The 24,564-nt window shown below is 50.2% G+C and carries 25 protein-coding genes and 3 tRNA genes; 25 read left to right on the forward strand and 3 right to left on the reverse strand.

The window, feature by feature from the left end; genetic code table 11:
• Positions 1-120 precede the first annotated feature (120 nt).
• The 3 genes from NST69_RS04415 to NST69_RS04425 are packed head-to-tail and all read left to right on the forward strand — an operon-like array spanning position 121 to position 3,188.
• Positions 121-1,125, forward strand: a complete 1,005-nt coding sequence (locus NST69_RS04415) for a Gfo/Idh/MocA family oxidoreductase (RefSeq protein ID WP_339254183.1) — start codon at positions 121-123, stop codon at positions 1,123-1,125.
• Positions 1,126-1,168: 43 nt separating this feature from the next.
• Positions 1,169-2,092 (forward strand): AraC family transcriptional regulator, encoded by a 924-nt coding sequence (locus NST69_RS04420; protein ID WP_339254185.1) that lies wholly within the window; start codon positions 1,169-1,171, stop codon positions 2,090-2,092.
• A 13-nt stretch (positions 2,093-2,105) separates the two neighbouring features.
• The gene (locus NST69_RS04425) at positions 2,106-3,188 is read left to right on the forward strand and encodes a Gfo/Idh/MocA family oxidoreductase (protein ID WP_339254187.1); all 1,083 of its coding nucleotides are present in this window, start codon (positions 2,106-2,108) and stop codon (positions 3,186-3,188) included.
• A 238-nt stretch (positions 3,189-3,426) separates the two neighbouring features.
• On the opposite strand, the gene NST69_RS04430 is transcribed toward NST69_RS04425, so the two are convergent.
• Positions 3,427-4,251 (reverse strand): type II CAAX endopeptidase family protein, encoded by an 825-nt coding sequence (locus NST69_RS04430; protein WP_339254189.1) that lies wholly within the window; start codon positions 4,249-4,251, stop codon positions 3,427-3,429.
• Between the two features lie 547 nt (positions 4,252-4,798).
• On the opposite strand from NST69_RS04430, the gene NST69_RS04435 reads away from it, so the two are divergent.
• The 17 genes from NST69_RS04435 to NST69_RS04515 all read left to right on the forward strand — a co-directional run bounded on the left by NST69_RS04435 (position 4,799) and on the right by NST69_RS04515 (position 21,163).
• Entirely contained in the window at positions 4,799-5,704 is a 906-nt protein-coding gene (locus NST69_RS04435) for a branched-chain amino acid ABC transporter permease (protein ID WP_036723345.1), read from the forward strand.
• Between the two features lie 12 nt (positions 5,705-5,716).
• Positions 5,717-6,685 carry a branched-chain amino acid ABC transporter permease gene (locus tag NST69_RS04440; RefSeq protein WP_339254191.1) on the forward strand — a complete coding sequence of 323 codons (969 nt, stop codon included), beginning with the start codon at positions 5,717-5,719 and terminating at the stop codon, positions 6,683-6,685.
• Complete coding sequence (locus tag NST69_RS04445; RefSeq protein WP_339222793.1) at positions 6,654-7,436, forward strand: ABC transporter ATP-binding protein; 783 nt, start codon at positions 6,654-6,656, stop codon at positions 7,434-7,436. The genes NST69_RS04440 and NST69_RS04445 overlap by 32 nt, the downstream gene beginning before the upstream one ends.
• Positions 7,437-7,440: 4 nt before the next feature.
• Positions 7,441-8,142, forward strand: coding sequence for an ABC transporter ATP-binding protein (locus NST69_RS04450; RefSeq protein WP_339254193.1), 702 nt, complete (start codon positions 7,441-7,443; stop codon positions 8,140-8,142).
• A 74-nt stretch (positions 8,143-8,216) separates the two neighbouring features.
• Positions 8,217-9,413 (forward strand): ABC transporter substrate-binding protein, encoded by a 1,197-nt coding sequence (locus NST69_RS04455; RefSeq protein ID WP_339254195.1) that lies wholly within the window; start codon positions 8,217-8,219, stop codon positions 9,411-9,413.
• A gap of 176 nt (positions 9,414-9,589) precedes the next feature.
• On the forward strand, positions 9,590-10,723 hold the full coding sequence (ald, locus tag NST69_RS04460; protein WP_339254196.1) for an alanine dehydrogenase: 1,134 nt from the start codon (positions 9,590-9,592) through the stop codon (positions 10,721-10,723).
• Positions 10,724-10,865: 142 nt separating this feature from the next.
• Positions 10,866-10,940: transfer RNA gene (locus NST69_RS04465), tRNA-Glu, on the forward strand.
• A gap of 117 nt (positions 10,941-11,057) precedes the next feature.
• Positions 11,058-11,140 (forward strand) — tRNA-Leu (locus tag NST69_RS04470).
• A gap of 637 nt (positions 11,141-11,777) precedes the next feature.
• The gene (locus tag NST69_RS04475; protein WP_339254199.1) at positions 11,778-12,248 is read left to right on the forward strand and encodes a DUF6323 family protein; all 471 of its coding nucleotides are present in this window, start codon (positions 11,778-11,780) and stop codon (positions 12,246-12,248) included.
• Positions 12,248-13,687, forward strand: coding sequence for a DUF6179 domain-containing protein (locus NST69_RS04480; RefSeq protein ID WP_339254201.1), 1,440 nt, complete (start codon positions 12,248-12,250; stop codon positions 13,685-13,687). Before NST69_RS04475 ends, NST69_RS04480 begins: the two co-directional genes overlap by 1 nt.
• 136 nt (positions 13,688-13,823) lie before the next feature.
• Entirely contained in the window at positions 13,824-14,111 is a 288-nt protein-coding gene (locus tag NST69_RS04485) for a GNAT family protein (protein WP_339254203.1), read from the forward strand.
• A gap of 59 nt (positions 14,112-14,170) precedes the next feature.
• Positions 14,171-14,443: a hypothetical protein gene (locus NST69_RS04490; RefSeq protein WP_339254205.1), complete on the forward strand. Its 273-nt coding sequence runs from the start codon at positions 14,171-14,173 to the stop codon at positions 14,441-14,443.
• Between the two features lie 140 nt (positions 14,444-14,583).
• Positions 14,584-16,128, forward strand: a complete 1,545-nt coding sequence (locus NST69_RS04495) for a response regulator (protein WP_339254207.1) — start codon at positions 14,584-14,586, stop codon at positions 16,126-16,128.
• A 2-nt stretch (positions 16,129-16,130) separates the two neighbouring features.
• Positions 16,131-17,861 carry a histidine kinase gene (locus tag NST69_RS04500; RefSeq protein ID WP_339313058.1) on the forward strand — a complete coding sequence of 577 codons (1,731 nt, stop codon included), beginning with the start codon at positions 16,131-16,133 and terminating at the stop codon, positions 17,859-17,861.
• Positions 17,862-18,004: 143 nt separating this feature from the next.
• Complete coding sequence (locus tag NST69_RS04505; protein WP_339313059.1) at positions 18,005-19,351, forward strand: extracellular solute-binding protein; 1,347 nt, start codon at positions 18,005-18,007, stop codon at positions 19,349-19,351.
• 76 nt (positions 19,352-19,427) lie between these two features.
• Entirely contained in the window at positions 19,428-20,354 is a 927-nt protein-coding gene (locus NST69_RS04510) for a sugar ABC transporter permease (RefSeq protein WP_342548609.1), read from the forward strand.
• Positions 20,351-21,163, forward strand: a complete 813-nt coding sequence (locus tag NST69_RS04515) for a carbohydrate ABC transporter permease (RefSeq protein ID WP_076082389.1) — start codon at positions 20,351-20,353, stop codon at positions 21,161-21,163. The genes NST69_RS04510 and NST69_RS04515 overlap by 4 nt, the downstream gene beginning before the upstream one ends.
• A gap of 217 nt (positions 21,164-21,380) precedes the next feature.
• On the opposite strand, the gene NST69_RS04520 is transcribed toward NST69_RS04515, so the two are convergent.
• Positions 21,381-21,578, reverse strand: coding sequence for a hypothetical protein (locus NST69_RS04520; protein WP_036697411.1), 198 nt, complete (start codon positions 21,576-21,578; stop codon positions 21,381-21,383).
• A 146-nt stretch (positions 21,579-21,724) separates the two neighbouring features.
• Between NST69_RS04520 and NST69_RS04525 the strand changes: the two genes are divergently transcribed.
• Positions 21,725-22,102, forward strand: a complete 378-nt coding sequence (locus NST69_RS04525; RefSeq protein ID WP_036727506.1) for a helix-turn-helix transcriptional regulator — start codon at positions 21,725-21,727, stop codon at positions 22,100-22,102.
• 83 nt (positions 22,103-22,185) lie between these two features.
• Positions 22,186-22,268: transfer RNA gene (locus tag NST69_RS04530), tRNA-Leu, on the forward strand.
• 118 nt (positions 22,269-22,386) lie between these two features.
• On the opposite strand, the gene NST69_RS04535 is transcribed toward NST69_RS04530, so the two are convergent.
• Positions 22,387-22,866, reverse strand: coding sequence for a glutathione peroxidase (locus NST69_RS04535; protein ID WP_036727508.1), 480 nt, complete (start codon positions 22,864-22,866; stop codon positions 22,387-22,389).
• A 171-nt stretch (positions 22,867-23,037) separates the two neighbouring features.
• On the opposite strand from NST69_RS04535, the gene NST69_RS04540 reads away from it, so the two are divergent.
• The 3 genes from NST69_RS04540 (at position 23,038) to NST69_RS04550 (ending at position 24,558) form a co-directional block, all read left to right on the forward strand.
• Positions 23,038-23,472: an organic hydroperoxide resistance protein gene (locus tag NST69_RS04540; protein ID WP_036727509.1), complete on the forward strand. Its 435-nt coding sequence runs from the start codon at positions 23,038-23,040 to the stop codon at positions 23,470-23,472.
• Positions 23,473-23,752: 280 nt separating this feature from the next.
• Positions 23,753-24,031, forward strand: a complete 279-nt coding sequence (locus NST69_RS04545) for a hypothetical protein (protein WP_036727511.1) — start codon at positions 23,753-23,755, stop codon at positions 24,029-24,031.
• A gap of 128 nt (positions 24,032-24,159) precedes the next feature.
• Complete coding sequence (locus NST69_RS04550; protein WP_342550081.1) at positions 24,160-24,558, forward strand: thiol-disulfide oxidoreductase DCC family protein; 399 nt, start codon at positions 24,160-24,162, stop codon at positions 24,556-24,558.
• Positions 24,559-24,564: the final 6 nt, after the last annotated feature.

Raw genomic sequence — 24,564 nt, forward strand, 5'->3', positions numbered from 1 at the left:
TCTCCCTGTCTGATGTCGTAATTCCATATAATCGATGTCGCATTTATCTACTAAAAATCCTGCTTATTATGTGATACTTTATAGATGATGTCAGAATAATGTATATGGAGGTGCAGGCGGGTGAGCATTAGGATTGGCAAGATTAGCTTTTGGCATGTACATGCCTGGGATTATACGAAACAGGCCCAGGAGCATGGAGATACGGAAATTGCTGCGGTATGGGACGAGGATGCGGAGCGGGGCAGGAAGGCGGCAGAGAGCTTGAATGTCCCGTTCTATGATTCTTTGGATGACATGCTTGCCCGGAAGGATATAGATGCCGTTATTGTCGATGCGCCAACCCAGATGCACCGGGAGGTCATGATTGCGGCGGCCAGAGCAGGTAAGCATATCTTCACCGAAAAGGTTGTAGCTGCAACGCTGAGTGAGGTGAATGAAATCCTCTCAGAGGTCGAGACTCATGGAGTGAAGCTAACCGTGTCCCTGCCGCGGCTGAATGACGGTTATACGTTATCGGTTACAGACATTCTAAGCCAGGGACTGCTAGGGGAAATTACGTATGTCAGAGTCCGCTTATCCCATAACGGCGCAACAGCCAAATGGCTTCCCGAGCATTTCTATAGCCTGGAGCAATGCCAGGGCGGGGCTTTGATTGATCTGGGATGTCATCCCATGTACCTGACCAGGCTGTTTCTGGGTCAAGAGGTGACCGGGGTCAGCGCGAGCTTCGGATATGTGACGGGCAAGGAAGTGGAAGACAACGCAGTTGCGACGCTCTATACGGATTCGGGAGCAATCGGTGTGGTGGAAGCCGGCTTCGTGAACAGCTATTCCCCTTTTACCATAGAAGTGCATGGAACGGAAGGAACTCTGCTCTATGGAACGCCTGAAGCGAAGCTGCTGGTTAGAAGTAATAAAGCAGCAGATCAAGGGGCTGCCTGGAACGATACGCCTGTGCGGGCCAACCGTGACAGCGCTTTTGAGCAGTGGGTGGCCCACATCCAGAACAACACGCTTGCTTCTGACAATATTCAAGCGGCAACGGAGCTTACCCGGTTAATGGAGGCGGCGAATCTCTCGGCGAAGGCAGGACGGGTGGTCCGGTTAGCCGAACTGAAATCTTAATCACTTATCCGGGTACAGAGCGTAGCTCAAGCAGGAGGTTAACATGAGCCCTTTTCCCTTCGAGATTATGTTTGAGAAGATGGATCTGCTGGAAAGACTGGATATTTCCATCCTGTGGGGACATTATGAAATTTCTGTTCTCCGGTTTCATTTGACCTCTTTTCCGCCGGGGAAGGTCATTGATTTCCATAACCATGCTGAATTTGAATTTCATTTCATCCCGCGGGGCAAGGGAACGGTCATTCTTGGGGATCAGCAGTATCCTTTATCGGAGGGAATGCTCTATTTGACCGGACCGGGAGTGATGCATCGTCAGGAAGCAGATGTGGAAGAGTCGATGGAGGAGTTATGTCTGCATGTCAACATTACGGAGAAGCAGAGAGACGATGCAGACCCATGGGAGGTTGCGGAAGCGGAAGAATGCGTGGAGAAGCTGAGGAGGCTGCCGCTGATCCCTGCGCAGGATTATCACAGGGCGATGAAGTGTTTTCTGGAAGCCTATGAGGCCTGTGACGGCAAGCTTGCGGGATATTACACCTCCATCAAGCATCTCGTGATCAGTATCCTGCTTAAGGTGACCAGAGCGTATGATACAGGCGGGATGGGAGTTGCGGCACCCGTACGGGATATGGTGACCTACCGCTATCAATATGCTGTTCAGTACATGGAAGCGAATTATTCAGCAGCCGTGACGCTGGAGAATGTTGCGGAGAAGCTGAATATTAGTCCGAGGCAGCTACAGCGGATATTTAAGCAGGTTGATTCGGATCACACCTTCAGCCGGATTCTTGAAGATATCCGGTTGCAGGCGGTGTGCAGCAAGCTTGAAGCCAGCAACCTGTCGATCGAACACATCGCGGAGTCCGAGGGGTTCACCAATGCAACCTATCTGCATTCGGTATTCCGCAAGCGGCTGGGCATGACCCCGGCTGCTTACCGCAAGTCCCGTAAAATACATGAACAGTGAGGATGAGATGACGATGAGCAAAGTGTATCGTGTTGGCGTGATCGGCTGTGGAGGAATTGCGAACGGGAAGCATCTGCCTGCCTTAAGCAGACAGGATAAGGTTGAAGTGGTGGCCTTTTGCGATATTATCAAGGAACGGGCTGAAGCGGCTGCTGAACAATACGGCAATGCGGATGCGGCTGTCTATACGGATTACCAGGAATTATTGAAGGATGCTTCCATTGATATTGTTCATGTGCTTACTCCCAATGATGCGCATGCGGAAATATCCATTGCGGGCTTGGAAGCGGGCAAGCATGTGATGTGTGAGAAGCCCATGGCCAAGACAGCGGCAGATGCCAAACGTATGGCTGAAGCAGCGAAACGTACAGGGAAGAAGCTGACTATAGGGTATGACAACCGGTTCCGGCAAGACAGCTTGTATCTGAAAAAAGTCTGTGAAGCAGGCGAGCTCGGTCATATCTATTATGCGAAAGCACATGCTATCCGGCGCAGAGCAGTCCCTACCTGGGGGGTGTTCCTGGATGAGGAGAAGCAGGGGGGCGGCCCGCTGATTGATATTGGAACCCATGCGCTGGATCTGACGCTCTGGATGATGGACAACTACAAACCGAAGGTTGTGCTGGGGACCAAATACCACGAGCTCTCTCAAAAAGAAGACGCTGCCAACGCCTGGGGGCCCTGGGACCCGAAGAAATTCACCGTGGAAGACTCTGCGTTCGGGATGATTGTAATGGAGAACGGCGCAACGATTACGCTGGAAGCAAGCTGGGCGCTGAATTCGCTTGACGTGGATGAAGCCAAGTGCAGCTTGAGCGGAACCGAGGCGGGTGCGGACATGAAAGATGGTCTCCGGATTAACGGGGAGAAGCACAGCAAGCTATACACGAATAAAATTGAGCTAGGTGCCGGGGGAGTAGCCTTCTATGACGGCAAAGAGGAGAAATCTACGGATATCGAATTAAGAAAGTGGATCGAAGCGATCGAACAGGATAAAGATCCGGTCGTGACTCCTGAACAGGCTTATGTGGTCTCCCGGATTCTGGAGGCCATCTATGAATCGGCCCAGACGGGTAAGGCGGTATATTTAGACTAGGCGATCATTGTTAGGTCAGATCTCAAATTTCGTAAAAGCTTCAAATGTTAAAAAAGCAGCGATTCTCTTATAGGAGAATTGCTGCTTTCTGTTTTTGGTCCCTTGATGTTTGGAGGGTTTCTTTTTTGTGTTAAAAAATCTGTTTTCGCATCCCGCTTAAACAGCGGAGCGTCCACCCAAGTGCTAACGTTGATCCTGCTCAAAAAAGCCAGCTGTATCGTATTTGCCGAATTTCCATTTACAATCTGACATCTAGCGTAGATCTTCTGTAGAAGAACCACGCTGCAATCACAAGCGTAACAGCCACCAGTATCCCAGACTCACCCGTCCAGAGATAGGCATTCTTCCCGCTGGTGAACCGGTCGAAAGCGTCCTGAATGATAGCATTCCATGAGGCGTGGAGCAGAACTGCCGGCCATAGGCTCCCCGTGCTTAAGCGCAATAGACTAATAATGATGTTGAATGAGCTGATGGTTATCATGAACAATACGACCGATAAGGCCAGAGAAGGGCCAGAATAGTAGCTGCCGATTAGAATCGCCGGGATATGCCAGATGCCCCAGATCAGTCCGCTCATGAGAATAGGCTTCGGGACGCGGGCCTCTATGAGCCGGGTCAGCATGTAGCCTCTCCACCCTAATTCCTCGCCTGCACTGCTGATGATTCCCATCGCGGTCCCGATGGACATTTGAATAAGGATTGCCCCGGCCAGCGAACCTGCAACATTGCCATTGTGTCCGGTATACTCTGCCAGTCCTGTGATCCAGGCGGTCCCGTAGGCCACCAGGCCAACTGCAACCGGCAACAACAAGATGAACGGAATCGCCCTGAGCGTGCGCCGTCCCCCGAATCTCAGGGAGATATCCGCGAAGCCCTCACGCAGCAGGATACGGGTGAGTATAGAGGAGATCCCGGGCGCCCACATCAGCAGCAAGCCATACACAGGCGTTACAGTAAGAGCCAGTATGTAACTAATAGCCGTAAGAGGAATGAGTAACAGGAAGAATACTAACAAGCCTCTCCTGGCAGATTGGACGGTCTCCTTTTTTTCAATGGTGCTCATTTCAATTTCACTCCTTTGAATGTGTGTAATGCTTGGTAGAGTATAGCAACGAACGGGAATGCGAGGAACAACCTGGAGCCTGGCAGCCCCTTGGGACCTTGGCCCAGTCATCAATGAGACTGTAGATGTAGGGAGACTATTCTACCCTTCAGCCTGACCTCCACCTCCATACACTGCTGGTTCAACCCGTTACCCCTTTAATTAATTGAAGGAATGATGCTGTAAAGAGACAAATGTTATATTAATTCCGCAGAAAAAAAGTATTGTATAAGAAAAGGAAACAACTTCTAAAACGTTCCTGCTTGAAAATCCTCTGTTTTTCTCCTGTTTTCTGCGCATTTTTCGCAAACCTACAATAACCTACTGAATCCTACATATATCATGTTATGTAATATAACACCAACTATTGAATTTTGTATTAATTCCCACAATTATTAGTGACGATTCTCTGACCATGTGTTAATATAAATGACATCATAATCCAAGAAAAGAGAAGCAGCACAGAGAAAGGGGTATACAAGATGAACATGGGGAGAAGTGGATGGCGATGGAGTACTTCATTCAGCAACTAATAAACGGAATATCCGTAGGCAGCATTTACGCTCTGATCGCCCTTGGTTACACAATGGTGTACGGTATCATCAAGCTGATTAATTTTGCGCATGGCGATGTATTCATGGTAGGGTCGTTCATCGGTCTGTACAGTGCCAAATACCTGGCGAATGCCGGATTGCCGCCTATCGTTGTACTGCTCTTGTCGCTGATGATCTCGATGACGATCAGTGCGCTGCTAGGTATCAGCATTGAACGTCTGGCGTATAAGCCGCTTCGTAAATCCACACGGATCGCAGCGCTGATCACAGCCATTGGTGTATCCTTCCTGCTTGAATATACGGGGGTGCTGATCCTTGGGCCGCAGGCCAAGGGCTTCCCGGATATTATGGATAAGAAGCAGTATCACCTGTTTGGTTCCTCCATTCAGGTCGAGTCCAATCAGATCATGATTCTGCTAACAACGATAATTCTTATGCTGGTGCTGCAATATATCGTCAGGTACACCCGAACGGGCAAAGCCATGCGGGCCGTATCCTTCGATGTTGAAGCGGCGCGGCTGATGGGCATCAACGTAGACCGCACCATTTCCGCCACCTTCGCCATCGGTTCGGCGCTTGCCGCTGCAGCGGGCGTGATTTTCGGCATGACGTACAATTCGGTTGATCCTCTCATGGGCGTAATGCCCGGGCTGAAGGCTTTTGTCGCGGCAGTGCTTGGAGGGATTGGCAGTATACCGGGTGCGCTTGTTGGCGGATTGCTGCTGGGAACCGTGGAGACAGAGATTTCTTCCCTCGGGTTCTCGTCCTGGCGTGACGGCGTAGCCTTTGCGGTACTGATTCTAATCCTTATCTTCAAACCATCCGGGCTGTTCGGCAAGAATGTCCGGGAGAAAGTGTAGGGGGAAGCTGCCGTGAAAAAAATAAATAAAAAATTCTGGCTGGGCATTCTTATTGCCCTTGCGTTCTATGGAATCGTAAAAGTTCTTCTAACAACAGAAATCCTTAGTGATGTGAATCAGTCTATGCTGCTGCTCATCGGGGTTAATATCATGCTGGCCGTGTCGCTGAACCTGATTACCGGGATTACCGGGCAGTTCTCGATTGGTCATGCCGGATTCATGTCGGTGGGCGCGTATACCTCGGCGATTCTTACCCTTGACTACAATGTGCCGTTCATTCCGGCGATTCTTGCGGGCGGACTGCTGGCAGCGGTATTCGGTGTATTAATCGGGATGCCTACGCTCCGGCTTAACGGGGACTATCTGGCTATTGCGACGCTGGGCTTCGGTGAGATCATCCGCATCATTATGCTGAATACGGAATATGTCGGCGGAGCTTCAGGGCTCAGCGGCATTCCGGCCAAGACCACCTGGACCATGCTCTTCTTCTTCACTCTGCTCTCAGTCGTCCTGATTAATAACTTCATTAGATCTACTCACGGCCGGGCCTGTATTGCGATCCGCGAGAATGAGATTGCCGCTGAGGCGATGGGGATTAATACAACACGCTACAAAATCATCGCCTTCACCATCGGTGCGCTGTTTGCCGGTATGGCGGGCGGCCTGTCGGCCCATACGTTCTATGTTATTACGCCGGGGAGCTTCAACTTCCTGAAGTCTTTTGAAATCATCGTTATGGTGGTGCTCGGGGGGCTGGGCAGTACGGCAGGCTCTATCGTGGGTGCGGTGTTCGTTACCCTGCTGTACACCTACTTACGTGAATTCCCGGAATGGCGCATGATTATCTACTCCATCGTGCTCATTCTGATGATGATCTTCCGTCCGAGCGGCCTGCTTGGCGTAAGCAAATTCTCATTCTTCAAGTTCAGCAAAAAGGAGGCAAAGGCAAATGACGCAATCGAGAGCAGCGGTACTCCTTGATGTGAAAGCGGCCAGCCGGGCCTTCGGCGGACTGAAGGCGGTCAGCGAGGTCTCCCTTCATATTGATAAAGGCGAGCTGATCGGCCTGATCGGACCCAACGGTGCCGGTAAAACGACACTGTTCAACCTGTTGACCGGAGTGTACCCGCCATCGTCGGGCAGCATTCTTTTGAATAATGAGTCTATCGGCGGGATGAAGCCCTACAAGATCAATCATAAAGGCGCTGCGCGTACGTTCCAGAACATCCGCCTGTTTACGGCTATGACCGTGCTGGAGAACGTTAAGATTGCCTTCCATCAGCATGCGAAGCACTCGTTGTTCTCTTCGATGCTACGTCTGCCGAAGCATTTCCAGGGCGAAGAGGAGATTACCCGGAAGGCGATGGATATTCTCAAAATCTTCAATTTGGCTGACCAGAGTGACGAGGTGGCGAGCAACCTGAGCTATGGGAATCAGCGGCGTCTGGAGATTGCCCGGGCGCTTGCGGCCGGACCCAAGCTGCTGCTGCTTGATGAGCCGGCCGCCGGGATGAACCCGAATGAGACGCGTGATCTGATGAATCTGATTGCCTGGATCCGGGAGGAATTCGACCTGACGATTCTGCTGATCGAGCATGATATGTCACTGGTAATGGGGGTCTGCAGCCGTATCTATGTGCTGGACCGCGGAATCCTGATCGCTGACGGAACGCCGGCGGAGATCCGCAACAATCCGAAGGTCATCGAAGCGTATCTGGGACAGGAGGCGTAGCGCCATGCTTATAGTACAGGGAATCAACGTATATTACGGAGCAATTCATGCCTTGAAGGATCTGAGCATCACCGTGAAGCAGGGGGAGATTGTGACCTTGATCGGTGCCAACGGTGCCGGCAAGTCTACGCTGCTCAAGACGCTCTCGGGGCTGCTGAAGCCAAAGACAGGAAGTATTGAATTCCTCAATAAATCGATAACGAATCAAAGCGTGCAGGCGATTGTCAAAGCAGGGCTGATCCATTGTCCCGAAGGACGGCGTGTATTCGCCAATATGTCCGTCGAGGAGAATCTCGAATTAGGCGCTTATCTGCAGGATGGAAGCAGCCTGGCTGCGGACTTCGAGCATGTCTACCGTACCTTCCCGCGTCTCCTGGAGCGCAAAAAGCAGCAAGCCGGAACGCTGTCAGGCGGGGAGCAGCAGATGCTGGCGATGGGGCGCGCCCTGATGGGCCACCCGAAGCTGCTGCTGCTGGATGAGCCGTCGATGGGGCTGGCGCCGCTGCTGGTCCAGGATATTTTCAAGATTATCAAGGAAGTCAACGATGCAGGAACCACTGTATTGCTGGTCGAGCAGAATGCGCACCAGGCGCTCAAAATCGCCGACCGTGCCTATGTACTGGAGACAGGCCGGGTCGTGCTTGAAGGGGATGCCAAGGAAATGGCCGATTCCGATGAGATCAAAATGGCTTATCTCGGGCACTAACAGGCTATCCATACTACAGCAGCATCACAGAAACAACATATATAAACTAAATAATCAGGAGGCTGGGAGAAACTATGAAGAAACTTGGGGCCATTATCTTGTCGACAGTATTGACTGCGGTATTAGCATCCGGCTGCGGCAACAACACAGAGAACAGCGGTAACTCTGCAAGCGGCGGAAATACGGCCGGAGGCACCATCAAAATCGGGGCTGACCTTGAGCTCACAGGCGGTCAGGCTTCTTTCGGCGACTCCGCATCCAAGGGCGCGAAGCTGGCGGTTGACCAGATCAACGCCGCAGGCGGTGTACTCGGCAAGCAGCTTGAGCTGGTCGTTGCAGACAATGCATCGAAGTCTGAAGAAGCTACCCAGGCGGCACAGAAGCTGATCACCAATGACAAGGTCGTGACCATTATCGGCGCATCCACTTCGACCAACACGCTGGGGATCGTTCCGGTAGCTACGGAGAAAAAGATTCCGCTTGTCTCGGTAGGAGCTACCAATCCGAAGGTTACTGTGGATGAACGCAGCGGCAATGTGAATGAATTCGTGTTCCGCGCGGCGTTCATCGATCCGTTCCAGGGGGAGGTAATGGCTAACTTTGCACTTGATTCCCTGAAGGCTAAGACGGCTGTCATCTATACCGACACTTCGTCCGACTATTCCAAGGGTCTGCAGAAGTTCTTCGAAGAGACCTTCAAGGCCAAAGGCGGCGAAGTGCTGAGCCAGGAGTCCTACCAGCAGAAGGATTCGGACTTCAAAGCAGTTCTGACCCGGATCAAAGCAGCGAACCCGGATGTCATCTACCTGCCTGGTTATTATGAAGAAGTAGGTAAAATTGTGAAGCAGGCCCGTGAGATGGGCATTACCGTTCCGTTCCTCGGCGGCGACGGCTGGGATTCCCCGCAGCTGGCGGAAATAGCCGGTGCCAAAGCGCTGGAGAATACGTTCATGTCCAATCACTACTCGCCTGAAGATACAGCTCCTGAAGTAACCAGCTTCGTAGACGCCTACAAAGCGGCTAACGGCGGAGCGGTTCCTGATGGTATGGCGGCCCTGGGCTATGATGCCCTGAAGCTGGTGGCTGATGCGATTACCCGTGCGGGTGAAGCTGATCCGGCCAAGATTACAGAAGCACTGGCAGCGACTAAGGATCTGCAGCTCGCTACAGGTAAAATCACCCTGAACGACAAGCATGACCCGGTCAAAGCCGCAGTTGTGCTGAAATTCGTGGACGGGAAGCAAACCTTTGAAACCAAGGTTAATCCTTAAGCTGCGAAATTGCATATACTAAGGTGAAGGAACGGGGAGCCGGTCCGCAGGAGGCCAGGGTGTCTCTTGCCTCACCTTAACCGTGAAGAGGAAGGCCCCGAATGGGAGCCTTTCTTTTCGCATCTTACAGGGATACAATGTTGACTATAATAGAACAACTTTGAGGGGGAATCGGCATGATTATTGGCGTACCCGCAGAAATCAAGAATAACGAGAACCGCGTCGCCATCACCCCGGCCGGGGTGGAAGCGCTCCGGAAGGCAGGTCATGAAGTGTATATTCAAGCTTCTGCCGGCATAGGCAGCGGTTTCAGCGACAAGGAATATTCGGATAAAGGTGCTGTGATTCTGGATACGGCCACTGAGGTCTGGAGCAAGGCGGAGATGATTATCAAAGTGAAGGAGCCACTACCGGAGGAGTACGGTTATTTTCGCAAAGGGCTGATCCTCTTCACCTATCTGCACTTGGCACCTGAAGCAGAGCTGACCAAAGCACTGGTGGATAGCGGTGTGACCGCTGTGGGCTATGAGACGATTCAGCTTGAAGACGGCTCGCTGCCGCTGCTGATTCCGATGAGTGAGGTCGCCGGACGGATGGCGGTGCAGATCGGTGCCGGTTTGCTGGAGAAGCCGCATGGCGGCAAAGGCGTTCTGCTTGGCGGTGTGCCTGGCGTGCAGCCGGGAGAGGTCGTCATTGTCGGTGGAGGAATTGTCGGCACCAATGCGGCGAAGATCGCGCTGGGCATGGGGGCGCGCGTCACGGTGCTGGATCTGAATGCGGGTCGTCTGCGCGCGCTGGATGATATTTTTGGCGGGCGGCTGGTGACCGTGATGTCGGATTCCTATCATCTGGAGCAGGCTGTGCGCCGGGCGGATCTGCTGATCGGAGCGGTGCTGATTCCCGGTGCCCGTGCCCCCAAGCTGGTCAAAGAGTATATGGTGCAGCAGATGGAAGAGGGCTCTGTAATTGTGGACGTTGCGATTGATCAGGGCGGGTCGATCGAGACGATTGACCGGATCACCACCCATGAGAACCCGACGTATGTGAAGCATGGCGTGGTCCATTACGCCGTAGCCAATATGCCTGGAGCGGTCGCCAGGACCTCGACACTAGCGCTGACCAATGTGACTATTCCTTATGCGCTGCAGATTGCCAATCTGGGCATTCATGCGGCGGCAGTCCAGAGTGCGGCGCTTGCGCGCGGCCTGAATGTAGTGGCAGGCCAAGTGACCAATGCTGCGGTGGCCGGGAGTCTGGGGTATGAATATGCGGATGGAATCCAGGTGCTGGCTGCGGGCGGGGATAGCTGATCTTAAGAGGGGAGAAGCAGAGGCTGCACACTGCGGTTCTCCCCGTATTTTCCGGGAAATGCGACCTTCAAAAAAAGGCTTGTCAAATCCGCCGACGTTTGATATACTCATTTTTGTTGTCACAAAGAAAAACTTTAAATTTGGCTCGTTGGTCAAGGGGTTAAGACACCTCCCTTTCACGGAGGTAACATGGGTTCGAATCCCATACGAGTCACCATTTCTTCTTCGAATGTATGGGATGAGAATCCTTGGGTTCGTTGGAGCATAGGCATCGTTAGGAATACTTCGCAATCTCGTAACGGAGTGGAGAGTATCCCATACGAGTCACCAATATGCGGTAGTGGTGGAATGGCAGACACGCTATCTTGAGGGGGTAGTGGGTGTATACCCGTGGAGGTTCGAGTCCTCTCTACCGCATAACATGTTAAAAGCAGAAAAACCTTGATGATTCAAGGTTTTTCTGCTTTTTTGTTTTAGGCGTGCCCAGAGGCACGCATTATCTAGTTGGTGCAAGTCCAACCAGGGGAGGGGCCAAACCACTCTTGGAGCTAGGATGCTTGCGCATAGCGAAATTTGTGTGTAAAAACATGATGTTAATGAAGTGAATCCTGTTATGTTGGGTGCTGATTCCCGCTACAATGGACGAGAGCCAAGGAGAACAACAAGCGGATGAAGTTTGTACGGTTCCGTCCTACCGGAAGAAAGACGCTCGTTTGAAGAGGTGGGAGGTTAAGCAGGTAGTTGCAGATATTGCTGAAGAAGATAAAAGGTATTAGTTAAAGCTCATATCTCCATAAAAAAAAGCGGTTCTTACGTATGTAAGGCTGCTTTTTGATCGCAAATATTAAAATGAATGCAAAAAAACCAAATTTTGTTTGACAAAAAAACAAAAATATTTATAATATAAAATGAATATCATTTATCAATTTATCATATATGAAACCGAAAGTCAAGAGAATTTTTGCCTGTTTTGATTTTTTTGTGAGAGGAGTTAGAGGGATTAACAGCTTATTTCCTTGGAGAATAGCACAAATTAAATGAGGGAGGAATTCTTATGTTTTTGTCGCGTATATTCAACTCCTTAAATACTTCCATGCAGGAACAGGCTATGGTCCAGATCCTTGAGCTGAACGAGAAGACGAAAAAATATGGGCTGATGTTGTCTCCTGAAGAAGTGAAACAAATGATTCTTGCCAGGAATCAGGTGCTGATCAGCTATGGACGAGTGGAGCTGAGTATTGAAGTGACTAAGGATTTAATTGAAATGTTTTCCGCGTCTCCCTATGTTCATGAGGATGACTATGCCTCTACATTGAATGAGTTGCATGAAATTTTTTACTATCTCAAAAACGAAACCGAGGACAAGATCGGAGATTACAGGCTGATTGAAATGATGAGAGAGCTCTATGACAACGACTGTGGAGGTTCTGTGGATTTACTGAAGAGCAGGCTTGAAGAGTACGCTGAAGTATTCAGGAGAGAAATACAGCAGAACGAAGCTATGCTTGAGGGAGATGATGACTAGTGGGGACAGAGGACTACAATGATTTTCAATCACTGGTTACCAGGGGGGACATCAAAAGAAAAAATCTTAAACAAAACCAGTACACGGTTTCGCTTATGAATGAAGGACTTCGCACTGGGCTGCTGAACAGTCAGGAAACATACGGTATTCAAAATAGGCTGATGCTGGTCCTGCAAAATCTGATCAAACGCTACACACAAGGAGAAAGTTCATCGGTTACCACAGAAACAGCGGAAAGCCTCTTTATCTCTATGATCTATGCAGTCGACGCTTTTCTTAAGAGTATGGAAACGCCTGAGGAGGCGATGACTTGTCTTAAAAAGGTTGATACTCAAAGCATCTACGAAAACGGTGTGAAGATTGTAAGCAAATGCTTTGAAGAGACAAAACAGCTCTACAATGAAGTCAAAAAGAACAAGCTTGATGTCCCGGTAGATGCCTACAACATGACTATAGATGAGTCTTTGCCCGTATTTATGAAGAAATACGGAATCATCTTTGACGCACATAACACAATGGCCAGCATTGATTATCCTCTCGCGATCGACGATATGCGGCTTCAGGGTGTCTTTTACATTAGACAATATTTAGAGCGTCTTCAGATGGAAACTAACTTTTGCCGCTTCTTCAGCCACGAAGACCTTCTCCATATGCTGGTGAATTTCGGGAGAGTAAGCCGGTTTGATTATCGTATCGAATTATTCAACATCTATGAACTAATGTTACATAATGCAGTCTTCTCTGTTATATCGGGCGGTGAGGCAAGCCAGGTTAAGATTTCGGAGTATCAATTCGAGCGGTTGGAGCGGGAATTGACTCAGGCTACTCCGAGTCAAATTGATTTGCTTGTCCGCGAAGCGATGGTCCGTCTTCAGAATGAACTGTATATCATCGACCCTTCATTAACAGAGTACATGGATCGATGCAGAGATACGCTGGTACAACGTATCGTCAATACAGCACATTCCCGCAGCCTTCATGCCCTCATTTTAACTCGGCAGGAAGAGAGACTCAAGCCACTTGAATTTTCTTTGAATCCGGATGACCATTTGAGCGATATTGAACTGCGGAAATTGCTGGCTGAAATCATGAAGAGAGACAAGAAGGAAGATAAGGCCCTTTTAATCAAATCGAGTCTGTATTCGCTTCATGATTTTTTGGATGTTTTTGAATCTGATAGTCTTTACGGGGACGAATATGAGGCGGTATTCTTTCTGTTTGGAGATACGGAACTAGCGATCTTGGCCAAGATCGTTTTTTATGAGGACCTTCGGAGCGACTTCCTGGATTTTGAAACGATTGTAGCAGACAGCAGCGGAAGCGATGGTGATTGGAGGTCACACTATATTGAATTTATGCAAAAATTGGATGTGGATCGTCTGCGGTCCATTGAGAAACTCATCAATATGATTGATTATGAGGAAATCAAATTTTATTGAGCCGAAAAAATATTCTAGGAGGGACCGAGTATTTGTCATTGGAGCAGGTGCTGAAATACGAGCCGGGCGGTGTAAGCAGTGAAGAAGAATGCAAGAATATGGCCAGGGAACGTGCGGAAGGAGATTGTTTCTGGGGATGATAGGTTACATCTTCAACCCTGATTTTTATGGAAAAGGCTATGCCACTGAGGCTTGCCAAAGAGTTTTAGAATACGGGTTTGAAGCATTAGGAATTCATCGGGTGGTGGCTATGTGTAATCCTGAGAACGCGTCTTCCTGGAGATTGCTGGAGCGATTGAATATGCGCCGTGAAGGGCATTTCAAGAAAAAAGCCTTTTTCAAAAGAACAGATGACGGGCAGCCTGTATGGCATGATGCGTACCAGTATGCAATTCTAAATGAAGAGTGGAGTTCTATCGTATAATCCTATCAATCTTGGAGACAATACTAGTAAACGCCTTACCTGGGAGGTAGTCTACGGTAATGAATTACTCTGAGATCTATGATCTTCACCTTCAATTGTTAAAAGCTTATTCTGCTCATAACAACGGAGAGTACTCGGCCTATCAAAGGGAAATCGATTACTACACGAATCAACTGCGTTTTGCTGAGGATATGGTGCAGAGGATCTTCGTTCTGAATCAATTGGTCAAGCTGCATGAGCAAGAGCGGGAGGGCTTGATCCGGTGGTGTTCAGAAGCATATTTTCATAAAAATTACGATGTTAACGACTCACCGGACGGCAGTCTAGGATAGTGCCGGCCGGTGAGTTTTTTGTGTGGAAGACTAGGGCTATCTGCAATTCATTTAGGAATCCATTTCCATTGACAGCCCTTCCATGTTCCGTTATACCTGCATATATATCAGGATTCGACAGGGACGGGAGGATTTCTACAGTGAATTCATTAATTTCAGTCATGCTCGTAGATGATGAGCCGCTTGCACTAGATCATGTGTACCACTCGGTTCCGTGGGAGGAGAATGGCTTCCAGGTGGTCGCCCAGGCGACCAGCGGGCGCATGGCGCTGCGGATGTTCGAGGAATTACAGCCGCAGATTGTCATCACCGACATCTCCATGTCGCCGATGGACGGCTTGGAGCTGGGGCGGCATGTCGTCCAGCTTGCCCCAAGAACGCGGCTGATCTTTCTGACTGCTTACCGGGATTTCGACTATGCCCGCCAGGCGCTGGAGCTGCGCGCGGCCCATTATCTGCTTAAGCATGAGATTAGTCGTAACCGCCTGCTGGAACAGCTGAAGCTGCTGAAGGAAGGTCTGGCAGTGGAGGCCGCCGAGGAAGAAGGGCACGGACATGCGCTCCATATCCTGCTTAAGGATATGCTGGCAGGCAAGTATCAGGCTCCTGCAGGAAATCAGGAATCCCGTCTGCACCGCCTCGTCGCAGATTATCAGCAGGGTCAGCCCGGACTGCTGTATTTCGAGCTGGAGGCTGCAATGAAGCTGGACGGCAGCCGGAGTAATACGCGCAGTGGCACGGCCCTCGTATGGAAGAATATCGAAGAAGAGATCCGCCGTCAGACAACGGACTTGGAGGAGCTTCAACTTCTAGAGATGGATGAAGGCGGATACATCGTGCTGCTGAAGATAACCTCTTCCAGCAGTCTGCTGCTCCAGCACTATAGCTTGCGGCAACTCGCTGCCCAAGTTCTGCTCTGTCTGGAGTCTTACTATCGGGGGAACCTTCCCAGAGTGATCCTCTCCGCAGGCAATGGCGCAGAATTGCCGGACCGCCGATATGCGGCGATGAGGCAGGCTTATGATTATTCTGTGTTTTTGCCGCCAGGTGCTGTATTTCTGCTGGAGCAAGCTGCTTCTACTCGGGAAGCTACCTGTATTGCTCAAGAGGTCAGACAATACCTGTTATCTCCCGAACGCAGCCTGCTGGAACGGCTGAAGACCGGTCTGGACCACATCGCTACCCAGGCCTACTTGGTAGATTTGCGCGCCGTCATGGGTGAGATCAGAGGCGCATGCCGCAAGGACGGAAGCTTCGCCATAGACCAGGAGCTGGGCACAGACGCGCGGCAAGTAGTTAACAGCTTGTACCGGATTCTCGAAGACTGCTTGCAGCAGCCGCAGAGTCCGAAGCAGTATTCCCGCTGGGTGAACAAAGCGATGGAGTATGTTGCCGGGAATTACGCCGATCCCGATCTGTCCCTGGAGACGGTCGCAGGCCATCTGCAGATCAGCAGCATCCATCTGCGGACAACCTTCAAGCGGGAGACGGGCCAGTCCCTGCTCGACTATACGACGGAATATCGGATCGGGCTGGCGAAGCAGCTCCTGCAGACTGGTGAGTACAAGATCTACGAGGTATCGGAGAAGGTAGGGTACAAAACCAGCCAATACTTCAGCCAGGTTTTCAAAAAAACAACGGGCATACAACCCAAGGACTTCCTGCAGCAGAGGGGCAGCGAATAGCTATGCGAAAAATTAAGAATAAAATTCTCGGCAGCGTGATTCTGATCGTTACGCTGTCGGTAACGGCCATCAGTGCCCTGGCGTATGAGCAGTTCTCTTCGATTCTCGAAGCGCAGGCCCTGCGTGAGGATACCATCCATCTGGAGCAGACCACGAATCAGATGAACCATATGATTGACGATGTGCAGAAATATGCCGCCAATATGGTCAACGATGAGCTGCTTCAGCAGTTCGCTGCAAGGTTGAAGTATTCCTCTACGTATGACGAGCTTAGTGCATACCGCGATGTGGTCACTCAGCTGACCAAATTTAATGTGCTGCGGGACTACCTTGAGAGCTCGGCCATCGTCCGCTCTGATGGGAAGATTTTCTGGTCCTCGCTGTATATTGATCCGTATTTTGAACGGCTGCTGCAAGAGGACTGGTATCAGGATGCCTTGAAGAACAATGCCAAAAGCGGGTTCACAGCCCCCCATCTGATCCAGGACCCCGAGAGCAAAAAAATTGTCAGCTTCTTTATCCGTTTTGATCCCCAGTATGGCGGAGTGCTGCTTTTGAATATTGATTACGCAGCTTTTGAGAGTCTGTTCCAGTACTTGGGCCAGTCCTTCGACCAGGTAGCCTGGATCGGCCCGGGTCAATCATTGCTCTATCAGCAAGGCACCGCCACTGAGATGCCTGCCCACACGCTGAGCGCAGACAGCCCGGACATTCAAGTCGTTAAGCATGACAAGGGTTATTATCTGGCCAGCGCTTTTGAAAAATCGGACTGGTCCGTCTCCACGTTTACCTCCAATGAACGTTTCTATGAATGGGTGGGTTATATTGTCCGCTACTGGGCCGTCTTCCTCGCCTTGTGTCTGGTGCTGTGCTTTCTGCTGTTTCTTCCGATTATCTCCAATATTATCCGTCCGATTCTGCAGATGACCAAAGCGATGAAGCAGGTGTCTATGGGCAACTATAATGTTCAGCTCTCGTTCCGCAGCAATGATGAGCTGTCTGTGCTGAAGAATGGTTTTGAGACGATGCTTGGCGATATTGAGCGGCAGATGAGTGAGAAGGTGGAGCAGGAGCGCTGGAAGCGTAAAATGACGGCCGAGCTGCTGTTCGCCCAGATCAACCCCCACTTCATCTACAATACCCTGAACACCGTGGTATATCTGGCCCGCAAAAAGAATTACGCCGCGATCGAAGAGATGGTTGAATCCTTCATTGGCATTCTGCATGATGCTGTCAATATCGGCGATGCTGGTCTGTATATCACGGTGGAGCAGGAGATGAACATTATCAATCACTTCGTTACCATTCAGAAGTACCGGTATGCCGACCGGTTCGAGGTAGTCTGGAGCGTGGAAGAACAGGCGAAAGGGGACTATATTCCAAAGAGCCTGATCCAGCCGCTGGTGGAAAATGCTATTTTCCATGGATTTGCGGAGAAGGAGTCTGTAGGCCGTATTGAGATCATTATCCGTAAGCGCAGCGGAAGGCTGCTGATCTCGGTCAGAGATGACGGCTGCGGGATGAGCCAGGAGAAGGCGCAGGCCATTACGAATGGAACCCTGCCGCCGGCGCGACTTCGTTCAGGGGCGATGAAACAGATTGGACTGTGGAATATCCGGGAACGAATCGAGTATTTGTACGGGCAGGAAGGCCGCCTGGTCATCCGTTCAAGTGAGCAGGGAGGCACCAGGGTATCGGTTCTTCTGCCCTCACGGCCGCCATCGGCGGAGTGAGAATACTATCATTATTTATACAAAATCATCGGATCGTCTAATTGTTGGGCGATGCCTTCAAGCTTATAGTACTACTATACAGACGGACGGAAGACATTACAGGAACCGCCCGCTGTCACAACAGATGCAAGGGGGATCTTAATTTGCACAATCTATTCAGTAAAAAAGCATCGGTTATAGCGCTTGTCTTAACGTTATGCTTCACCTTGGTGCTGGCCGGCTGCGGCAATGGAAACAACAACGCTTCCGGGGACTCCAGCGGCGCAAGCCCTGCGAACACCTCAAGCGATCCTGCAAACGCTTCCGGTAAATTAACCGTGTGGGGCTGGGACAAAGCCTGGTTCGAGGGCACCGGAGCCAAGTTCAACGAGAAGTTCCCGAATGTCAAGCTGGAGTTCGTTGAAGTCTCGGCGGGGGATTATCTGAAAAAAATTCAGACCTCTATCGCTGCAGGCTCCGGTCTGCCGGATATTATCTGGGGAGAAGCGGCCTTCCGCGGCGCTCTCTATGAGCTTAACGTACTGCAAAGCTTGTCCGAAGAGCCCTACAATTTCGATACCTCCAATCTGCTCGACTTCGAGCTTCCGCTGCTGACGAACAGCAAGGGAGAGCTTGTCGGTCTGGAGCAATCCGGCTCGCCTGGAGCACTGGCTTACAAGCGTGATCTGGCTAAAGAATACTTCGGGACAGATGATCCTGATGCATTGACTGCCATGTTCCCTGATTGGGATACCTTCATTGCCAAGGGCAAAGAAGTCTATGAGAAGAGCGGCGGTAAGACATTCATGCTGGGAAGCCTGATGGATGCGTATACCATCCTCTCCAACCAGGGGACAACCGCAGTTGTAGACGGAACCAAGGTGAATACTCAAGAGCTGCTTAGGATCTTCACTCAGCTGCAGTCCATCCGCGACAATAACGCAGAGGGCAAGCTGGCAATGTGGTCACCCACCTGGAATGCTTCGTATTCGCAGGACAACGTAATCTTTTATCCGTCGGCGAACTGGTCGCCAGAATTCGTAATCAAGCCTAACGACAAGGCCAGTAATGGCCGCTGGGGTCTGATGGTGCCTCCGGAAGGCGGATATCCATACGGCGGTACTACTATCGGTATTTGGAAGGACAGCAAGAATAAAGATGCGGCCTGGGCGTATCTCAACTGGCTGTTAGGCACGGACGAAGGCGCTGAAGCCAACTTCGCCGTCTCCGATTATATTTTGCCGCTGAAATCCTTCTTCAAGGATACCTCCAAGCTATCTTCCGGGGCGGATGAATATTTCGGCGGACAGGATCTTGGAAAGTTCTGGGTAGAGAAGGTGTTCCCGAACATGAAGTCCAAAGCAGTGACCAAATACGATCAGGATATCTACAGCTCCTCTGAGCTGGTGCTTCAGGTCATGGCGCAGGATAACAGCTTCGATGCGAAGCAGGCCCTGGACAAGTGGGAAGAGCAGCTGAAGAAGAACCATCCAGAACTGACATTTGAATAGACCATATACTATATAAAAAGCGGCGGCCCGCTCGAAAGAACAGGCTGCCGTTTTAACGGATAGGAAGTGAAGAATCATGAAAACGAAGGGAATCAGCAGCAAAAATAAATGGCCGTACCTGTTCATCACGCCTTATTTCTTATCCTACGCCGTACTGAGCTTGTTTCCAATTCTCTTCACTCTATATATCAGTCTTACCGACTGGGATTTGTACGGCAACCGGAATTTCATCGGATTCAGCAATTACACGCAGTTATTTTTCCATGATGCCTTCTTCTGGAAATCCCTGCTCAATGTCATTATCTTCATGGCGGTATACCTTCCGGCCCTTGTCCTTATGGGAATGCTGGTAGCCAGCCTTATCGAAAGCAAGCTGATCCGCCGCAAAACCTTCTTCCGCCTCAGCGTATTCAGTGCCTATATGACAACTCCGGTCGCAGTCGGAATTATCTTCTCCCTGTTGTTCGACTGGCAGGGAGGGTTCTTCAATAATATGCTGATGGAGCTGGGCATTATTCAGGAGAAGATTAATTGGCTGGGCTCCGCCAGTTCCTCCCGCTGGGTAGTCATCCTGATGGTCTTCTGGAAAAATCTTGGGTATTTCGTCATGTTCTACACGGCGGGGATGGCCAGTATTGATACTTCTATCTACGAGGCAGCAGTCATTGATGGAGCCTCCTCCAAAGATGTGTTCACGCGCATTACGATTCCGCTGCTGAAGCCGATCAACCTGTTCCTGATTATTACCTCTATTATCAGCGGCCTCCAGCTGGTGGAAGAACCGATGCTGCTGTTCAGCGGCTGGGCTTCCGGCTCCAGCATGGTAGGGGGGCCAGACGGGTCCACCTTCACACCGATCTGGTACATGTTCGATGCTTCCTTCAACGGCAGTGCGTTCAAGTATGGTAAAGGGGCAGCGATCGCTTACGGCACCTTCCTGTTCATCGCCTTGTTCTCAGTAGTTGGCATGAAATGGATCAACAGGGGCGGTGACGACAAATGAGAGCGAAGAAATTCTTTACCGTATTGCTGCTTAGCCTGATCGCTATCGCGTTCCTGTTCCCGTTCTATATGATGATTGTGATGGGAACCTACTATTCCGAGGACCTGTTTAAGCAGCTTCCGATTCTGCCCAGCGGCTATCTGCTGGAGAATCTGCAGACGATCATGTCCGCCAGCTTCCTGCGGAATTATTGGAACAGCTTCTATGTTGCCGTGTTGTTCACCCTGGTGACGGTTGGGGTGGCCTCGATTACCGGGTTTGCTTTTGCCAAATATGAATTCAAGGGTAAAAATGCGCTGTACGGCTTCATTCTGCTGACGATGATGATTCCCGGACACCTTGGTCTGATTGCATATGTGATGGAAATGAAGTGGTTCCACCTGAACAACACTCATGCGCCGCTGATTCTGGCCGGACTGAATAATGCCTTCGGCGTATTCTTCATGACCCAGTTCATCCGCTCCTCCGTCCCGACAGAGGTTATTGAGAGCGCGCGGATCGACGGCTGCTCGGAACCGGCTATTCTCACAAGAATTGTTGTTCCGTTCCTCATGCCGGCCATCAGCACCCTGGGGCTGATCTCCTTCCTCGGGTCCTGGAACGGCTATCTGCTGCCGCTGGTCACGATCAACAAGCCGGAGTTGTACACGCTGCCGCTGGGCATTGCCAATCTGTCCACCGTCTTCCGCACGGATTATTCAGCTAGTATCTTGGGTCTGACCCTCGGTACGCTGCCGCTGATTATTCTCTTCCTGTTCGGCTCCAAGACCCTGGTCAGAGGACTTACCGGCGGAGCGGTCAAAGGCTAACTCACTAAATTAGGTAAGAAACCGGAAAAAATAGGAAATAAACCTCTCTTGTGGTGAAATGGAGTACGCTCAGCCATTTCACCGGAGAGGTTTTTTTGTGTATGAATAGAGTGCACGGGAAAAGAAGGATTTTGCCAAGATAAGGTAGAATAACAGTAGCTACAAGAAGAATAATGCCGGTCGGCCCACACATGGAGAACTGCTGCTCCAACTGGAACTAAGATGGCGGCAGATTCAATAATTCAGCTACTTGACGGCGGTATCTGTCTGCCTTGCGCGTACCGTGAATCAGGTTGGACAGCCGATAGGGTGGGATGTCATGTAATTCACAGAATTTCTTCTGATCCAAGTGCAGTTCTGCCAGACGCTGCTTAATGGCCCAGCCGTAGGCAGTAATAGGGCGTTTGCTGTTCAGATTGCTCACCTCGTATCGACTATCCAGCCGGTATGATATAAAATAGGTAAAGATATAATAATAGTTAATTATATACTTTTTTACGTCATTTTTCAATAAAAAATAACGTTTTTACGTATTATATTTTTTGGGGAGGCAGTTGACTGATGCAATCCATCTATGAACGTATTGAATTATTGATTAAACGGCAAGGAATTACGAAGAAATCCTTCTGTGCACAGCTCGGAATCAGCACCGGCAATATGGGAGACTGGAAGCGTGGCAAATCTACGCCTGGCACACATAAGCTGATTGAGATTGCTGCATTTTTTCATGTGAGCTTAGATTGGCTGATCCTGGGCAAACAGCCCCAGACGATTCAGGAAAGCGGCGAGGATTATTTTTTTGGCCAAATGCGGCAATTGAATTGCCAAACGGAGGAGCTGCTGCCGGAGGAAAAGAACTTTATTAAGGAATATCTGGCCTTTACCAAGTATCGTAAGGATAAGGACAAGGATCAGGATACGAAAGGCGAAAATTCTTAAGCTGGTACCTTTACTTTTGAGCGCAACCGATTTATAATATTGAATGTTGGCCTCAAACAATGCTTCAACGTTAGACACACCGCGCGGTAGTGGTGGAATGGCAGACACGCTATCTTGAGGGGGTAGTGGGTGTATACCCGTGGAGGTTCGAGTCCTCTCTACCGCATATTTTTCATAAAAGCCGAGATCCTTGATCATTCAAGGGTTTCGGCTTTTTTTGAACTCAAAAACACCCCTCGCACGGAACTAATCCGGGCATGAAGGGTGTTTTTGTTGAATCCGCTCTAGCGCAGCAGCTTCTCGATATCCTCTTCGATCTGATCCGGTGTTGTCTGCGGGGCGAACCGCTTCAGCACACGGCCTTCCTGGTCCACCAGGAACTTGGTGAAGTTCCATTTGATGCTCTTCGAGCCGAGTACTCCCGGTGCCTCTTTGGACAGATACTTGAACAGGGGATGGGCGTCGGCGCCTTTGACATTGATTTTCTCGTACATAGGGAAGGATACACCGTAATTGATCTCGCAGAACTCGGCAATATCCTCGCTCTCACCCGGCTCCTGTCCGGCAAACTGGTTGCTGGGGAAGCCCAAAATCTCAAAACCGCGGTCTTTGAATTTATCGTACACTTCCTGGAGACCCTTATATTGCGGGGTGAGTCCGCACTTGCTGGCTGTATTCACGACGAGCAGAACCTTGCCTTTGTACTTGGAGAGTGATTCTTCCTGGCCCCGTAGGGTGTTGGCTTCAAAATCATGGACATTCATGAATGATTCCTCCCGAACATTGATTTATCACAATTTAATTGTACACTATTCACCGCCGGAAGCAAGTTTTAAAAGGTAACAATCTGCCGGGTCGTTTCAAAAATGTGAGGTTGTTTAAGTTAAGTGTAAGTGTTCTTACAAAATTTGTGTTAAAAAGGAGAGATTTTAAAGATGAGTACATTGAAACTAAAACCCCTATATACTGCTACAGCCAAGGTTCGCGGAGGCCGTGAAGGTTCGGTGGAATCGTCAGACGGAGCGCTGAAGCATGATCTCAAAATTCCGAAGGAGCTTGGAGGTCCTGGTGGTGCAGGGACAAATCCGGAGCAGCTGTTCGCGGCAGGTTATGGTGCGTGCTATGAGAGTGCCCTTGCTAATATTGCCCGTAAAGAAGGCGTAAAGCTGCAGGATGTCGAGATTACCTCGAATGTGCTGATAGGCAAGGACGAGAGCGACGGAGGCTTCAAGCTGGCCGTGAAGCTGGATGTGAAGCTGCCGGGCATTGAGCGCTCTGTGGCAGAGGATCTGGCTAAGAAAGCCCATGATTTCTGCCCGTACTCCAAGGCGACCCGCGGAAATATCGAGGTTGAACTGAACGTTCTGTAGAGATAGATAGCAATGTTCAATTGAATAGCATGCGTATTCGTAAGACCAGACAGTCAATGTCTGGTCTTACGTTATGTAGAGCCGCAGAACCACGGGTAGGAATGGACAAAGCTGGGAATAATGGCTAAATAGAGTCTGAGAAGGCCGGAAGTGTGGTAAATAGCTTGCAGGAGCCTGTACTTTGGTTGACATCACCCCGGAAATTCTTTAATATGTCTAAGTATCTGTTAATGTCGCGCGTGCTATTAACTACCAAAAATTTAAATAATGGGTGATGAAGATGTCTTACAAACCGAGTATTACGAATGTGACCAAAGCCAGCAGCAATGATAAGGAAGGATTGTACGAGTTCATTATCAAGCTTGCTGACGGAACGGAGTGCCGCGCGTTCTACAACCGGTTTCCGGAATGGAAAATGACGAACATCAGCCGCCTGCTCAAGACTCCTTGTCCGGTATGCCGCAAAGATTTCATCTGCAAATGCATGGAATCCTTCACTGCTGATTTCGAAGAGCAAATGACCGGGGACGAATGGATTAACAAGGCTATTGCAGAATAATTAGACGAACGGACGTTGTAGGCGCGGGAGCTATCCCGCGTTTTTTGCTTTTTTTTCAAAAGGAGATAGGAATGTTACACTATGCTTAAGAGGAAGGGGGCGGCGATGTGGCTGAGGAGCGGAAGGAAATGCAGGGTGAATCTATTGTGCTGATCGATGGGGTCTGTCATCTGTGCCAGGGAATTGTCCGGTTCATTATTCCGCGTGATCCCAAGGCGCACTTCAAATTCGCCTCCTTGCAGAGTGATGCGGCCCGGGAACTGCTTAAGGCAGGCGGTCTGCCCGAGCAGCAATTAGATACTGTGGTGCTGATAGAGAACGGCAAGTATTATACGAAATCGGCAGCAGTGCTGTGGATTGCCCGCAGACTCCGCTTCCCGTGGCCTGCCGCATATGTGTTCATCCTAATCCCGGGACCGCTGCGTAACGCTATGTATAAGATTGTGGCCAGGAACCGCTACCGCTGGTTCGGCAGGGATGAGCAGTGTCTGCTGCCGACACCGGATATGAAGCGCAGATTTCTGTAGCCGGTA

Source organism: Paenibacillus sp. FSL P2-0089 (genome assembly GCF_038595095.1).
GTDB classification, from domain to species: domain Bacteria; phylum Bacillota; class Bacilli; order Paenibacillales; family Paenibacillaceae; genus Paenibacillus_AQ; species Paenibacillus_AQ silagei.

Bases quoted from the DNA above. Each gene is read 5' to 3' on its own strand.
- NST69_RS04490 (WP_339254205.1), top strand. From the start codon at position 14,171: ATGAATTACTCTGAGATCTATGATCTTCACCTTCAATTGTTAAAAGCT.
- NST69_RS04450 (WP_339254193.1), top strand. From the start codon at position 7,441: ATGCTTATAGTACAGGGAATCAACGTATATTACGGAGCAATTCATGCC.
- NST69_RS04485 (WP_339254203.1), top strand. From the start codon at position 13,824: ATGATAGGTTACATCTTCAACCCTGATTTTTATGGAAAAGGCTATGCC.
- NST69_RS04430 (WP_339254189.1), bottom strand. From the start codon at position 4,251: ATGAGCACCATTGAAAAAAAGGAGACCGTCCAATCTGCCAGGAGAGGC.
- NST69_RS04535 (WP_036727508.1), bottom strand. From the start codon at position 22,866: ATGAATGTCCATGATTTTGAAGCCAACACCCTACGGGGCCAGGAAGAA.
- NST69_RS04475 (WP_339254199.1), top strand. From the start codon at position 11,778: ATGTTTTTGTCGCGTATATTCAACTCCTTAAATACTTCCATGCAGGAA.
- NST69_RS04540 (WP_036727509.1), top strand. From the start codon at position 23,038: ATGAGTACATTGAAACTAAAACCCCTATATACTGCTACAGCCAAGGTT.
- NST69_RS04550 (WP_342550081.1), top strand. From the start codon at position 24,160: ATGCAGGGTGAATCTATTGTGCTGATCGATGGGGTCTGTCATCTGTGC.
- ald (WP_339254196.1), top strand. From the start codon at position 9,590: ATGATTATTGGCGTACCCGCAGAAATCAAGAATAACGAGAACCGCGTC.
- NST69_RS04500 (WP_339313058.1), top strand. From the start codon at position 16,131: ATGCGAAAAATTAAGAATAAAATTCTCGGCAGCGTGATTCTGATCGTT.
- NST69_RS04455 (WP_339254195.1), top strand. From the start codon at position 8,217: ATGAAGAAACTTGGGGCCATTATCTTGTCGACAGTATTGACTGCGGTA.
- NST69_RS04525 (WP_036727506.1), top strand. From the start codon at position 21,725: ATGCAATCCATCTATGAACGTATTGAATTATTGATTAAACGGCAAGGA.
- NST69_RS04435 (WP_036723345.1), top strand. From the start codon at position 4,799: ATGGAGTACTTCATTCAGCAACTAATAAACGGAATATCCGTAGGCAGC.
- NST69_RS04515 (WP_076082389.1), top strand. From the start codon at position 20,351: ATGAGAGCGAAGAAATTCTTTACCGTATTGCTGCTTAGCCTGATCGCT.
- NST69_RS04445 (WP_339222793.1), top strand. From the start codon at position 6,654: ATGACGCAATCGAGAGCAGCGGTACTCCTTGATGTGAAAGCGGCCAGC.
- NST69_RS04420 (WP_339254185.1), top strand. From the start codon at position 1,169: ATGAGCCCTTTTCCCTTCGAGATTATGTTTGAGAAGATGGATCTGCTG.
- NST69_RS04425 (WP_339254187.1), top strand. From the start codon at position 2,106: ATGAGCAAAGTGTATCGTGTTGGCGTGATCGGCTGTGGAGGAATTGCG.
- NST69_RS04545 (WP_036727511.1), top strand. From the start codon at position 23,753: ATGTCTTACAAACCGAGTATTACGAATGTGACCAAAGCCAGCAGCAAT.
- NST69_RS04510 (WP_342548609.1), top strand. From the start codon at position 19,428: ATGAAAACGAAGGGAATCAGCAGCAAAAATAAATGGCCGTACCTGTTC.